The 13,151-nt window shown below is 54.6% G+C and carries 12 protein-coding genes; 4 read left to right on the forward strand and 8 right to left on the reverse strand.

What is annotated here, in order from left to right; all coding sequences use genetic code 11:
- Positions 1-11 precede the first annotated feature (11 nt).
- Both EH198_RS18710 and EH198_RS18715 read right to left on the reverse strand, forming a co-directional pair.
- Positions 12-824 (reverse strand): C40 family peptidase, encoded by an 813-nt coding sequence (locus EH198_RS18710; RefSeq protein WP_124697048.1) that lies wholly within the window; start codon positions 822-824, stop codon positions 12-14.
- A gap of 209 nt (positions 825-1,033) precedes the next feature.
- Positions 1,034-1,858 carry a cation diffusion facilitator family transporter gene (locus EH198_RS18715; RefSeq protein WP_185702974.1) on the reverse strand — a complete coding sequence of 275 codons (825 nt, stop codon included), beginning with the start codon at positions 1,856-1,858 and terminating at the stop codon, positions 1,034-1,036.
- 260 nt (positions 1,859-2,118) lie between these two features.
- Here EH198_RS18715 and EH198_RS18720 point away from each other — a divergent pair, with 260 nt between their 5' ends.
- Positions 2,119-2,301: a hypothetical protein gene (locus EH198_RS18720; RefSeq protein ID WP_124697050.1), complete on the forward strand. Its 183-nt coding sequence runs from the start codon at positions 2,119-2,121 to the stop codon at positions 2,299-2,301.
- Between the two features lie 309 nt (positions 2,302-2,610).
- On the opposite strand, the gene EH198_RS18725 is transcribed toward EH198_RS18720, so the two are convergent.
- On the reverse strand, positions 2,611-4,236 hold the full coding sequence (locus EH198_RS18725) for an ABC-F family ATP-binding cassette domain-containing protein (RefSeq protein ID WP_124697051.1): 1,626 nt from the start codon (positions 4,234-4,236) through the stop codon (positions 2,611-2,613).
- A gap of 154 nt (positions 4,237-4,390) precedes the next feature.
- On the reverse strand, positions 4,391-5,380 hold the full coding sequence (locus EH198_RS18730; RefSeq protein WP_124697052.1) for an MBL fold metallo-hydrolase: 990 nt from the start codon (positions 5,378-5,380) through the stop codon (positions 4,391-4,393).
- 199 nt (positions 5,381-5,579) lie between these two features.
- Here EH198_RS18730 and EH198_RS18735 point away from each other — a divergent pair, with 199 nt between their 5' ends.
- Complete coding sequence (locus EH198_RS18735) at positions 5,580-6,719, forward strand: conserved virulence factor C family protein (protein WP_124697053.1); 1,140 nt, start codon at positions 5,580-5,582, stop codon at positions 6,717-6,719.
- A gap of 190 nt (positions 6,720-6,909) precedes the next feature.
- Here EH198_RS18735 and EH198_RS18740 read toward each other — a convergent pair whose 3' ends face one another.
- The gene (locus tag EH198_RS18740; protein WP_124697054.1) at positions 6,910-8,034 is read right to left on the reverse strand and encodes a transglutaminase domain-containing protein; all 1,125 of its coding nucleotides are present in this window, start codon (positions 8,032-8,034) and stop codon (positions 6,910-6,912) included.
- A 346-nt stretch (positions 8,035-8,380) separates the two neighbouring features.
- Between EH198_RS18740 and EH198_RS18745 the strand changes: the two genes are divergently transcribed.
- Both EH198_RS18745 and EH198_RS18750 read left to right on the forward strand, forming a co-directional pair.
- Entirely contained in the window at positions 8,381-9,142 is a 762-nt protein-coding gene (locus EH198_RS18745) for a GNAT family N-acetyltransferase (RefSeq protein WP_124697055.1), read from the forward strand.
- 32 nt (positions 9,143-9,174) lie between these two features.
- On the forward strand, positions 9,175-9,375 hold the full coding sequence (locus EH198_RS18750) for a hypothetical protein (RefSeq protein ID WP_124697056.1): 201 nt from the start codon (positions 9,175-9,177) through the stop codon (positions 9,373-9,375).
- A 64-nt stretch (positions 9,376-9,439) separates the two neighbouring features.
- Here EH198_RS18750 and EH198_RS18755 read toward each other — a convergent pair whose 3' ends face one another.
- The 3 genes from EH198_RS18755 to EH198_RS18765 form a co-directional block, all read right to left on the reverse strand.
- A complete protein-coding gene (locus tag EH198_RS18755; protein ID WP_124697057.1) occupies positions 9,440-9,676 on the reverse strand; it encodes a glutaredoxin family protein in 237 nt (78 codons plus the stop codon).
- Between the two features lie 66 nt (positions 9,677-9,742).
- Positions 9,743-10,684 (reverse strand): thioredoxin-disulfide reductase, encoded by a 942-nt coding sequence (gene trxB, locus EH198_RS18760; protein ID WP_124697058.1) that lies wholly within the window; start codon positions 10,682-10,684, stop codon positions 9,743-9,745.
- A 305-nt stretch (positions 10,685-10,989) separates the two neighbouring features.
- A complete protein-coding gene (locus EH198_RS18765; protein WP_124697059.1) occupies positions 10,990-13,035 on the reverse strand; it encodes a heavy metal translocating P-type ATPase in 2,046 nt (681 codons plus the stop codon).
- Positions 13,036-13,151 lie beyond the last annotated feature (116 nt).

Here is a 13,151-nt window from a genome sequence, read left to right on the forward strand (position 1 = left end):
AGGCTGTATAATCAGTGGACAACCGAGCCTCCGAAGAGAAAACGGTTGGTCCAAGAAGCGCTTAATTTATCCACTCTGACGCCCCCGGAAGACTTGGAATACGTATGCAGGATCTGCCCGTCCCCCAAATATAGAGCGACATGCGTAATCGTCTGCGCCGACTTGTCGATTCCGGCATAAGCCGCCGCCGAGCTTCCTCTGTAGCTCATAAAGAACATCAGATCGCCGCGCCTGAGGCCCGATATATCCGTTGCGGCAGAGCTGTTCTGCTTGACCCAGGTTCCCTGCTGTCTGGAATCGGCCGGGAGCTTGATATTCCCCGCTTCAAGATAAATCTGCCGCAAAAAATCCGAGCAGTCAAAGGTGGATGTGTCGCTGCGGCTTGACCCGAATTCGTAAGGTGTGCCGAGGTAGGCCATCCCTCTTGCAATGACCGCTTCAACGGCCCCGGACGCCGCCGGGCTTGCCGCAGGAGCAGCCGGTGAAGGCTGGGGCGCCGCGCCCGCTGCGGTTAACGTGATGTACTTGTCCTGAGAACTGCAATAACCGGTTTCACCGTCCGCTGTGCGGACCCTATAGAAATAAGCATTCGTCTTCTCAAGAACGGTTACCTTCTCCCCTTCTTTCAAATAGGAGAGCACCCTGCTGTTAACGGATGGCGCGCTGCGAAGCCGCACCGAGGACTGGATGACAGCCGTCTGCACCGCTGAAGCTGACAGAACCTCAGACGCATGGACGGTCTGGGCGCCAAGCTCTCCAGAAGAAGCGTAAAATGCGGTCGATAAAAATAACGCGGCAAAAAGCTGCTTGGTTAATTTGTTCATACCGTTCCCCCGAATGGCTATGATGAGAAATCAACAAGGGTGGCGCCGCCGTTATTGTTTTCTGAACTCATTATAGGCTCACAAGGATATGGGAACATGCACCAAATTTCACAAATCACCATGCCAATTCATGGTAAACACCGGGTCTATAGTCTTGATTCCTACTTATATTTGGTGGAAATTACAGCTAATTAGGAAAAATCGGAATGTTAACTTTTGGGTTCGACATGGACATGCACACTCATGATGTTGTGCTTGTTATGCATGCGCTCCTCAATGGAGTCGCTGATTTCATGGCCCTCCATTACGGTTAATTCAGCATCCACTTCAACGACGACATCCACCAGCACCTGATTCCCGTGAATCCGCGCTTTCATATCCTTGATGCCTTCCACGCCCGGCGTCCGTTCAATGGTGCTGCGCAAATCCAGCAGCCGGTTCTCGTCAAATCCGTCCGTAAGGCGGTAGGTGGAGTCGCGGAAAATTTCCCATGCCGTTCTGCAGATCAGCAGGCCGACCGCAAACGCCGCAACCGGGTCCATCCAAGGAAGCCCGAACTGGGCGCCGACGATGCCGACGGCCGCTCCTATACTGACCATGGCATCCGAAAAGTTGTCCTTGGCGGCTGCCATAAGGGCACTGTTGTTAATCTTGACTGCAAGCCGCCGGTTGTAATAATACACCCCGAGCATCGCCAAAGCGCACACAATCGCCACCCCGGCCGACCATAATCCCGGAACGGACTCCCGTCTCTCGAACAGGTTGCGCACCGCCTCAATGATGACCTGTATGCCGACCATCGCCATAATAAAAGATGCCACCAGCGCGGCAACCGTCTCCGCCCGAAAATGTCCGTACGCATGATCCGAATCGGGTGGCTTGCGCGAGATACGCAGGCCGACCAGCACAGCCACGGAAGCAACAATATCGGTAAGGTTATTGAAGCCGTCCGCGAGCAGCGCGCTGGATGCGAACAGATATCCGCAGATCAGCTTAAAGGTCGACAAGATCAGATAAGCCGCTATGCTGATCATCGCTCCCCGCTCGCCTTTGCGAATATCCTCATAAATATCAACCAATGCCGCCACTCCTTTTTAAAATACAACAAAGTATAGATCTTCCAGTGCCACTCTATCCTAGCAAAGCGCATCCCTGTGGGTCTAGAGCAACAGTGTTGGCCTGCCGAAAGATCGTTTCAATAAGAATCGCTTTAACCACAACTATTCTTGCCCTTGTCGGCGTTTTTAAAAACAATTAGAATAATCTCATGACTAGCTTCAAGGAGGAAACGAACATGACCGAAAGTAGCGACAAGCCCAAAATCAACCTAGCCGACGCCATCCGGCAAAAGCTCGAGCAGAAAAAACAGCAAAATGCCAACAAAACGGGAGGCTTTCAAGCCGGCGCCACCAAAACGTTTAAAACCCAGAACAACAAAAAACCGAATAACCAGCGCCGCCGCACCGGCGGGTCCTGATTTGGCAGTCTGACTGCAATCTGCAGAAAACAGCCTTTAGATGGATTAGAAAGACAAACGGGGTCGTCCTAAACGCAGCTTTTTTCTTTCGCTGCTGTCAGAACCGCCTCGTTTTTATTTTGGGGCCGGACGTTTCGTCCGACCATAGGCATGCATTCGGGGACTCATATCGACGGGCATATGCATATGACGGACTGCACAGAGTATATCAATGAAGCCATTTTCTTATATATCAAACAAGGAAGCTCCCGCAGCCGAAGGCTTTGGGAGCTTCCTTGTTAATACAGCATTGCACCGGGCACCGCGATTTTACACTTCCACCGGATACATCCGCTGGCGGAGTTCCTTGATCTCGCCGCTTTCGAGGTACTCGTCATAACTCATCACGCGGTCGATAATGCCATTTGGCGTAATCTCGATAATCCGGTTCGCGATCGTCTGAATGAACTGATGGTCATGCGATGTGAACAGAATCGTGCCGTCGAAGTCGATCAGCCCGTTGTTCAGCGCCGTGATGGACTCGAGGTCCAAGTGGTTGGTCGGCTCGTCGAACACGAGGACATTCGCGCCGTTCAGCATCATCTTAGCCAACATGCAGCGCACCTTCTCGCCCCCGGACAATACGCTTGCCTTCTTCAGCGCTTCCTCGCCGGCGAACAGCATGCGTCCCAGGAAGCCGCGCAGGAACGTCTCGTCCTGATCCTTCGAATATTGGCGCAGCCATTCCACCAGATTCAGCTCCACACCGTCAAAATACCGGGAGTTGTCTTTCGGGAAGTAAGCCTGGGATGTCGTAACGCCCCAGGTGTATTCGCCCGAATCGGCTTCCGCTTCGCCCATGATGATATCGAACAGCGTTGATTTCGGCAGCCCGTTCGGACCGACCAGAGCGATCTTGTCGCCTTTGTTGACGACAAAGCCGACTTCGTCCAGCACCTTCTCGCCCTCAATGCCCTTCGTCAAATTGCTGACCGTCAGCAATTGCTTGCCGGCTTCGCGCTCCGGCTTGAAGTTCAGGAACGGATATTTCCGGTTGGACGGGCGGAGATCGTCAAGCGTGATCTTGTCAAGCTGCTTCTTCCGCGACGTTGCCTGCTTCGACTTGGAAGCGTTGGCCGAGAAGCGCTGAATGAACGCCTGAAGTTCCTTGATCTTCTCCTCTTTCTTCTTGTTCGAGTCCCGCTGAAGCTGAAGCGCCAGTTGGCTGGACTCGTACCAGAAATCATAGTTGCCGACATACATCTGGATTTTGCCGAAGTCGATGTCCGCGATATGCGTACATACTTTGTTCAGGAAGTGACGGTCATGGGATACGACGATGACGGTGCCTTCATAGTCCATGAGGAAGTTCTCCAGCCAGCCGATCGATTCGAGGTCCAAGTGGTTGGTTGGTTCGTCAAGGAGCAGGTTGTTCGGTCGGCCAAACAGCGCCTGGGCGAGCAGCACACGGACCTTCTCATTGCCGCTGAGCTCCGCCATTTTCTTGTCGTGCAGATCGCGCGAAATGCCGAGGCCGATCAGAAGCGCGGCGGCGTCCGGCTCGGCGTCCCAACCGTTCAGCTCGGCGAATTCGCCTTCCAGCTCGCCGGCTCGCAGACCGTCGGCTTCGGAGAAGTCGGATTTTGCGTACAGCGCGTCCTTCTCCTTCATAATGTCATACAGGCGCGCGTGGCCCATAATGACCGTTTCCAGCACCGGGTTTTCGTCATATTCGAAGTGGTTCTGCTTCAATATAGCCATGCGTTCGCCGGGCGTGATATGAACTTCGCCGGAGTTGGCTTCGATCTCGCCGGACAGAATTTTCAGAAACGTCGATTTGCCGGCGCCGTTGGCCCCGATCAGGCCGTAGCAGTTGCCGGGAGTGAACTTTATATTTACATCTTCAAAAAGTGCGCGCTTTCCGTAACGGAGTGTCACGCCGCTTGTGCTAATCATTTTTGCATACCATCCTTTACACATAGGTTTCCGGCATATTATAGCACAAAAATGAACCGAAAAGCCCGTAAACTCCTTGATTTGCCGCGAAAAGGGCAAAATTGGGCGGTTACGCAGCGGGATTCCGGGTCTTGGCGGCTGCTCCTTCTCCGGCTTAACGCGCCTCGGGATGAATAATAAGCGTCTCTCCATTCCCAAGCGTTCGAATCCGCTCCTCGGTGAGGCCCTGCTCCTTGCGCGCCGCTTCCATCCGGTCGAGCGCCTCGCGCGCCGTATCGTCGGCGAGCCGGAACGTGCCGTAATGCATCGGAATCATTGTCTCCGCGCCCACGTCGAGAAACGCCTGCACCGCCTCTTCCGGGTTCACATGCTGCGAGGTCATGAACCACTCCGGCTCATAAGCGCCGATCGGCATCATGGTCACATGCACCTTGAAGCGCCTTCCAATCTCCTTGAAGCCCGGGAAATAACCGCTGTCCCCGGCAAAATACAGATTGGGCGGCAGCTTATGCCCTCCCTCTCCTCCTTTCCCACCAGCGTTCGGATGCCGCTCCGGCTTGGCAGGCTCCATAATGAATCCTCCCCAGTGCGAGGTATTCGTATCAAAGGGCGTCCGCCGCGTCCAGTGCTGGGTCGGCACGAAGGACAGCTTGATGCCGCCGACATCCAGGCTTTCCCACCACTGCATTTCCACGCAGTTCCGGAAGCCTTTGCGCAGCATTTTACGTTTAAGTCCTGCGGGCACAACCACGGTTGTCTCCGCGCGGTACAATTTCCGGATCGAAGACACATGCATATGATCGTAATGGGAGTGGGAGATGAGGATCAGGTCGACGGGCGGAACATCGCCAATCACCATACCCGGCGGCACCAGCCGCTTTTCCAGGCCCAGTCTTCCAGCCCAAATCGGGTCGGTGATGATGTTCATTCCTTCATATTGGATAAAAAACGTCGAGTGGCCGATCCAGGTTATCGTCGTATCCAGCCGGTTCTCCCCTAAATAGGACAGCATCGGCGGCACGCTGGGAACGACGAACGAGAGGTCTTTGACTTTCCGACGCCGCTCTTCGCGCCATTGGCGGAATTCCTTGAACGTCTTGTCCACGCTGACATTATCGATATTGTTGTATCGGATTTTAGGCATGACTGATCTCTCCTTGAAAGTCCTAAAAGCACGGAATGCTTCCATTTTACCAGATGTTCCATTTCCGTTCCTGTCCGCCCTGTTTTGTGCTTTCAATCAAATTTGATGTAAAATGCAGATACATACTTCCGTATATCATTTACGTAAATCTTTATAGCCAGAAAATGGGGCGCTGATATCCTAAGGAGGTTTTACCCGAATGAAGATCACATTTATTGAACCGACACCGAGTCCGCATACGATGAAGCTTCATCTGGATGAAAGTCTCGAGCCGGGGGTACGCAGAACCTATACGCCGGAAAGCCTGCGCTCGGCGCCTTCCTGGGCGCGGGAGATGCTGTCCATTCCAGGCGTGACAAGCGTCTTTCATACAGCCGGCTTCGCGGCGGTGGAGCGCAAGCCGTCGGCGGACTGGGCGGCGATTCTTCGAGAAGTGCAGTCCCGCTTCGGCGGCGAAGCGTCAGGGGAAGCAGACTGGAGCCTGACGGATGAGAACGCGGGAGCACACTTCGGGGAGGCGCAGGTATTCGTCCAAATGTTCCGCGCCATCCCGATCCAGATCCGGGTCAAAACTGGATCAAGCGAGGAACGCATCGCGCTGTCGCCGCGATTCACCAAGGCGGTGACGGATGTGGCGAGCGCCGTCCTGATCAAGGAGCGCAAGCTGAGCGATTACGGCGTCCGCTACGGCGAGCCGAAGGAAATCGCGCGCGAGGTCGAGCAGGAGCTGGAGGCGGCCTATCCGCAGGAGCGTCTCGATTCGCTGGTGGAGCAGGCCATCGCGCACGGGGTTACGGGCGGCGAATTCATTGAGCAGCGCAGCAAGCGCGGGCAGGACGAACTGCTTCGCGACCTTGCGAGCGAAGACTGGCGCGCGCGTTACGCGGCGCTGGAAGATTTGACGCCTTCGCCGGAGCTGCTCCCGCATATCGCCGCGTCCCTGCGCGATCCGAAGCTGCAGATCCGCCGGCTGGCCGTCGTCTACCTCGGCGATCTGCGCACGCCCGAAGCGATGGAGCTGTTGTACGAGGCCATGCAGGATAAAGCTCCTGCCGTGCGGCGCACCGCAGGCGATACCCTCTCCGACATCGGCGATCCCGCAGCCACGCCGGTCATGATCGACGCGCTGAAGGATGCCAGCAAAATCGTCCGCTGGCGAGCCGCCCGCTTTCTGTACGAAGTCGGAACGTCCGAAGCGCGCGGCGCGCTGGAAGCAGCGGTTAACGATCCCGAGTTTGAAGTCGGGCTCCAGGCGCGCATGGCGCTGGAACGTATTGAATCCGGCGAAGAAGCCGCTGGAACCGTCTGGCAGCAGATGGCGGAACGCGGACGCGGGTGAGCCGCGGTATAACCACAGTGATGACAAGAAGAAACGCTTCGCCGTCCTTTTAAGGACGGTATCGTTTCTCGTAGAAATATAAGTCAAAATGATAAGTGCCCGGCTTATAAATTCTTATATTTTAATAAAAGATCGCCCTCCCGCCGTCCTTTCGGACAGTGGAAGGGCGATCTTGTTCATAGCCGCGGCATTACTGCCAAAAGAGCTCCACCTTCAAATCCCCTGTATCCTCAAACGAGGATGTCTTATAGCTCAAGCTTTTGAAGCCTGTTTTGTACAACTGCTGCAAATCGCTCACCAGCCTGCTCTCGCTTCCGTCGTAGCGGAACAGCAGAGAAGCTTCCCCCGTGCTCCGTGCCTGCTGCGCCAGACCCGCCAGCTCAGCCGCGGTATTGACGATTCCGCTTTCCTCAAATAGATCGTACCTTAGCTCCCGCTGAAGTTTCTGGTAGACCGCCCGCTTCTCTCCTCCGGCGCTTGCCAGTTCACCCAGCGTGCGGGAATACTCCACAGCAGCAGCCGGATAGGCGCGCGTCCAGGTATGGTCGCGGCGCATCTGATTGTCGGTGCGCAAATAATAAGCCGTGCTGACGGCCCCCTTCCGGTCGGGTGTGGGATCGTCCCAAGTCGTATCCAGGTGATACCAGCGTCCGTTCAGCTGAACCAGATTCCATGCATGCGATTGGCCCGAGCCCCCTTGCCACGCGGTGCCTTCCACGATTTTATTCGCAATGCCCGCGCCCTTTAGCAGCTTGTAGGTCAGAAGCGAATAGCCCTGGCATACAGCGCTGCCGCTTTTCAGCCCTTCATACGCCGTATATTTGGTATAGGTCGTGTCATACCTCAGGTTCAGCACCACCCAGTCGTGGATCGCCTTAACTTTTTCATCGGCCGTCATTCCCGGAGTGATAATCTCGCTCAAGATCGTCTTGACCCGTCCGTTGACGTAAGTGGTCTGCTGAAGCGATTCGCGGTAGGAAAGTCGGATACTTACGGTCGCCGAGCGTGATCCTCCCCGGTAGGAGAAGCTGTAGCTGTTCACAATATAGTTCAAATAGGGATCGCTCGACATCGCCCGATCCAGCGCCGTTTGTATTTGCGACTTCAGGCTTGAGGTCTTTCCTTCATATGTAAACGTGACGCTCTCTTTGCGGTTATTCATCGCTCCGCTCAGACGCTGGGTCATATCGCCGACGGAATGCATGACGCTTCCGCTTGCTGCGGCGTAGGCGTAATCCATCCCCCAATACACGGCCGGCGGCACGGCGGCGGCAGCCAACATGCCCAATAGTACCGCTTTTGTCATCTTACCCATCTTCGTTTAAGCCCCCCTGATGCCTGGAATTTTCCGTCGCTCCAAATCATTCCCCAAATCCTCTTCCATATATTACATGCGGGGAGTAGCGTTTCCAATGCTACTTAAGCGCCAAAATTCACAAAATAATTGCGTCTCAATGCTCTATTATCGGCAATACGGGCATCATGAATAAGGGTTCCGGACGAAAGAAAAACCCCGCCGCGTCCCTCGCAGCGCTTCTATCGAGAGTTCGTTTAAGAATATTTGAAAAACATGCACATATTTGTCATTCCAAATTTGGAGTATTTTGTAGATAATAAAATTAGGAAAGTCTTCCTGGAAAGGGAAAGGAGAAATGACGGACATGATACAGCTTGTAACCTTATCGAGGGAGAATCTTGAGAAAGAAGGAAGCTACTGCTATCAAAACAGCCCAAATTCAGAAAGCTGCCAGAGGAAGAATAACTGGTTAAGCGCCGAACTGGAAAAGTATATTAGCTATGTGAAAATAACGGATGACGGGAGGCTGCGAGGGTTTATCGAATTCGCGGAGGCCTTCTATTTTTCGAGAATGGTCTATGCAGATTTATATATGGTTATTCATTGTCTATGGGTCTCCCCCGGATATGAGTATGACAGCAGGCTGATCCATCATTGTTTGGAGGAGTCGGAAAGATTGGGCAAGCAAGGAATTGCCGTTATTGTTAATTCAGGAAATACATGGAAATCATACAAGGAAATCTTCCTTAAAAGTGGCTTTAAAACGGTAGACAAGGCGCCTGGGGGTTATGAGCTTCTCGCTCTCAAACTTCATTCGGACGCTTATGACCCGTTTTTTCCCTATGACTGGGAAGAACAGCTGAACCGCTATAAGAGACTGACTCTCCTCCGCGCTTTTCAGTGTCCCTACGTTCAAAGCGTAGCCGTAAATTTTGACAAAGCCGCCGTTGCACTCCATCATATGAGCGATGGGATTGATGATCCGCACAGCCGTGATGCTCTGTTCCCCTTGTCCCCCACCCCTTACGGCGTATTTGGAGCTGTGTGCGATGACACTCTCATCTCCACTCATCGGCTAACAGTGCAAGCCTTGGTAGAACAGTTGAAAAATCGTACAAGCCGATAGCGCAACTTACATACGAATTGGAGTGAACGTTCATGACCTATGTGGATACGTCCGATATTTCGGCCCGGATGTTCATCACCGTACTGCTGTTTCTGCTCGTTATCGCGCCCTTGATCAGTCTCGGGGTGCTGCGCCTGTTCCAGTCCAGAAGAAAGGCGGGCCTCATGCTGATCGGCGGCGGCATCGCCGTGTATGCGGTCTTTCAGATCGCTATGTCCCTTATTCCGGCCTAGCCGAAATTCCCATACAAAAAGGCGCCTCCGCTGCCGGAGACGCCCCTTGCCAAGAATAGCTGTATTATTGCGCAGCCGCCAATACTTTATCGAACTGCGTTTTGTTCATGCCTACGATTTTGTGTTCACCGATCACGGTGACAGGCACGGCGCGCATGCCCATATCCCATACCTGCTGCGCGTAATCGTCGTTCTGCTCGATATTGCGCTCCTCGTAAGAGATTCCCTTCTCGCTCAAAAAGCTCTTGACCTGACGGCAGTGAGGACAATTGGTGGATGTGTACACCACAACGTTTTCCATAGTAGGTTACCTCCCAAGTATAATTTTTTTGTTGTTATTATAACACCTGATGCGCTCCGATGAAAATTACAGCATTACCGCGCTGTGCTCCAGGCTCTCAATGTATTTCTCGGCGTCCATAGCCGCCTTGCAGCCGCTGCCCGCTGCCGTAATTGCCTGTCTGTACCGGGTATCCTGAACATCGCCGCAGGCGAACACGCCCGGAATGTTTGTTTCGGAAGTGCCCGGATTCGTCACAATATAACCGTTCGCATCAGTGGTAATCTGGCCTCCGAGGAAGGCCGTATTCGGATGATGTCCGATCGCCACGAACACGCCGCTTGCTTCGATGATCTGTTCTTCGCCGGTCTCGTTGTTCAGCACCTTCAGCCCGGTCACGCCGTTGTCGCCCGCCACAACTTCAAGCGGTGTCCGGCTCAGCGCCCATTCCACTTTCGCGTTGTCGCGCACGCGGTCCTGCATAATCTTGGAGGCGCGGAGTTCTTCCCGGCGGTGAACCAGCGTTACCTTCGAAGCGAAGCGGGTCAGGAAGCCGGCTTCCTCAAGCGCGGAATCCCCGCCGCCCACCACGATAATCTCCTTGCCCCGGAAGAAAAAGCCGTCGCAGGTTGCGCAGGTGCTTACGCCCCGGCCCACATTGTCCTGCTCTCCGGGAATGCCCAGATACTTTGCCGTAGCTCCGGTGGAAATAATCAGCGTATCGGTCTCAAGCGTACCCATATCTTCAACATTCAGCTTGAAGGGACGCTCGCCCAGCTCCACGCTGTTGACCCAGCCGGTAACAAATTTCGCGCCGAAACGCTCAGCCTGAGCCCGCATGTTGTCCATCAGTTCCGTTCCCAAGATGCCTTCCGGAAATCCCGGAAAGTTCTCGATTTCCGTCGTTGTGGTAAGCTGGCCTCCCGGCTGCGGACCTTCGATAACCAGCGGATTCAGATTGGCCCGGGCCAAGTAAATAGCGGCAGTCAGACCGGCGGGTCCGGTACCGACAATAATGGATTTATACATGACAACATCCTCCTTAAATATGGAACGTAGAATTGCGAGCTCTTAAAGTACAACATCTATAAGCTGCGCGCTCATCCTTGACCTTATATTTCTACGGGAAAAGAACGCCTGAAGGCGATGCTTGATCGCCGGCTTCGGAAGCAAGAGCACAAAGGGCGGCAAGGTGTTCCTTCTTGTTTAGAATTATTATAAAGTAGTACTTATTATGATAGACACTGGCGAAAATGTCAATATGCCAGACTCGTCAACCCGAGGAATATTTTGTGAACAATTTAATTTTTAAAAACTTTTGTCAAATCCATTCGTTACCGCAGGAGCCGCAGTCCGTTCAAAATCACGAGAATGGTGCTGCCTTCATGACCGACGACGCCGAAGGGAAGCGCGATTCCCTCGGTAAAGTTGCTGATAATCAGCAGCGCAATCACGCTTATAGCAAAAATCATGTTCTGCTTAACGATCCGCTGCGAACGGCGGGCGAGAGAAATGGTTGACGCGATCTCTTCAATATTATCGTTCATCAGCACCACATCCGCGACTTCAAGCGCCGCGCCGCTGCCTTTCATGCCCATGCCCAAGCCTACCGTCGCCTGCGCGAGCGCGGGCGCGTCGTTGACGCCGTCGCCGACCATTACCGTATGGCCGTACTGCTCCCGCAGCGCGCCGATATGCTTCACCTTGTCCTCCGGCAGAAGGTCGGCAAAGACGAGGTCGACGCCCGTCTTCGCGCCGATGGCCTGCGCCGTGGCTGCCCGGTCGCCGGTCAGCATCGCCACCTTGATGCCCAGCTCCTGCAGCTTCCGCACCGCTTCCTCCGCCTGCGGGCGCATCGTATCTTGAAGCGCGATCATGCCCGCTATTTTGTCTCCGTCCAGAATAATGGATACGGTTTTGCCGTCCTTCTCCAGGTCCGAACGCTGCTCTCTCCAGAACGCCAAATCTTCATCCCGCAGCGCCGCCGGCTCGCCCTCGGCGCCCCTTTCAGCCGCCCCTCCGGTTTCGGCATTGCCCACCGTCGTCGCGTCTGTTTCCGCAACCGTACCTTCATCCAAAATGTTCGACTTGCCGATCTTCCACAGCTTACCGCTCACTATACCTTCCATTCCCCAACCGGTCAGAGAGCGGGAATCCTGAACGCTCCACAGCTCCAGACATTCATCCTCGGCTTTGCGTACAATCGCTTCGGCCAGCGGATGGCGCGACATGCTCTCAATTGAGGCGCTCACTCTGAGCAGCTCAAGCCGGTGGTATCCTTCACCGACGATAAAATCGGTTACTTCCGGTTTGCCTTCCGTCAAAGTTCCGGTTTTGTCAAAAGCGACGACGGCGGTACGCGCCATATTTTCCAGATGCGCTCCGCCCTTGAACAGAATGCCTTTGCGCGCGCTCTTGGAAATCGCGGACAGCATCGCCGGCATAATGGACGACACCAGGGCGCACGGCGAGGCGACAACGAGGAAGACCATCGCTTTATAGAACGTGGCGCCCCAAGACCAGCCTAGAACAAAAGGAGGCAGGAAAACGAGAACAAGCGTCAGGGCGACCACGATCCGGGCGTAAATCGCCTCAAATCGTTTGATAAACCGCTGGGACTCCGGAACCTCGGCTTCGGCATCCTCCACCATTTTGACGATTTTGGCAAACAGCGAATTCTCCGCCGATTTCGTCACTTCGATATACAGCGCGCCTTCGCCGTTCAGCGTACCCGCGAACACTTCATCCCCGTAATACTTCTCAACCGGGACCGATTCCCCGGTAATCGACGCCTGATCGACCGATGACTCGCCCCGGTACACGGTTCCGTCGGCGGGAATCAGCTCGCCCGGACGCACCAGCAGCAGATCGCCGACGGCCAGCTCGTCGATAGCCACCTCGTTCATGGCCCCCTGCTCGATGCGCAGCGCCGTCGCCGGCTTGAGCGCCATCAGCGAAGAGATGTCCTTCCGGCTGCGGTCCATTGTATAGCTCTCCAGCGCTCCGCTGAGCGCAAAAATAAAGATCAGCATCGCCCCTTCGTTCCAGTACCCGATCGACGCCGCGCCAAGCGCCGCCGCGATCATCAGCAGGTTAACGTCGAGATCATGCTCCTTGACGAGTGTTTCGACTCCCTCTTTGGCTTTGATCCAGCCGCCGACCGTGTAGGAGACGACATAAAGGCAGATTGACAGCACCGATGACCAGCTGCTGAGGCCCCAGGCCAGAAGCATAAGCAGCCCGCTTCCAAGCGCGGCCTGCATTTCCGTATTTTGAAGCATCGCTTTCGGATCGAATTTTCTGCCCTTGGGCGCTCCCGGTTTCTGGGATTGTTCATCGTATGACGAGACACGCGGCATAGATTTCGTAACTTGTTGCATTGCAGACACCTTCCTTACGTTTTGATATTGAGCTCAGGTCCTAATGATAATGAGAGCCATTCTTACAGCCCTTAAAATGACACATGCTGCCCCGGCTCCGCCGGGACAGCATGGTA

Origin of the sequence: Paenibacillus rhizophilus (assembly GCF_003854965.1) — a bacterium.
In the GTDB taxonomy this organism is placed as follows: Bacteria; Bacillota; Bacilli; order Paenibacillales; family Paenibacillaceae; genus Paenibacillus_AQ; species Paenibacillus_AQ rhizophilus.

Bases quoted from the DNA above. Each gene is read 5' to 3' on its own strand.
- EH198_RS18710 (WP_124697048.1), bottom strand. From the start codon at position 824: ATGAACAAATTAACCAAGCAGCTTTTTGCCGCGTTATTTTTATCGACC.
- EH198_RS18715 (WP_185702974.1), bottom strand. From the start codon at position 1,858: ATGATCAGCATAGCGGCTTATCTGATCTTGTCGACCTTTAAGCTGATC.
- EH198_RS18720 (WP_124697050.1), top strand. From the start codon at position 2,119: ATGACCGAAAGTAGCGACAAGCCCAAAATCAACCTAGCCGACGCCATC.
- EH198_RS18725 (WP_124697051.1), bottom strand. From the start codon at position 4,236: ATGATTAGCACAAGCGGCGTGACACTCCGTTACGGAAAGCGCGCACTT.
- EH198_RS18730 (WP_124697052.1), bottom strand. From the start codon at position 5,380: ATGCCTAAAATCCGATACAACAATATCGATAATGTCAGCGTGGACAAG.
- EH198_RS18735 (WP_124697053.1), top strand. From the start codon at position 5,580: ATGAAGATCACATTTATTGAACCGACACCGAGTCCGCATACGATGAAG.
- EH198_RS18740 (WP_124697054.1), bottom strand. From the start codon at position 8,034: ATGGGTAAGATGACAAAAGCGGTACTATTGGGCATGTTGGCTGCCGCC.
- EH198_RS18745 (WP_124697055.1), top strand. From the start codon at position 8,381: ATGATACAGCTTGTAACCTTATCGAGGGAGAATCTTGAGAAAGAAGGA.
- EH198_RS18750 (WP_124697056.1), top strand. From the start codon at position 9,175: ATGACCTATGTGGATACGTCCGATATTTCGGCCCGGATGTTCATCACC.
- EH198_RS18755 (WP_124697057.1), bottom strand. From the start codon at position 9,676: ATGGAAAACGTTGTGGTGTACACATCCACCAATTGTCCTCACTGCCGT.
- trxB (WP_124697058.1), bottom strand. From the start codon at position 10,684: ATGTATAAATCCATTATTGTCGGTACCGGACCCGCCGGTCTGACTGCC.
- EH198_RS18765 (WP_124697059.1), bottom strand. From the start codon at position 13,035: ATGCAACAAGTTACGAAATCTATGCCGCGTGTCTCGTCATACGATGAA.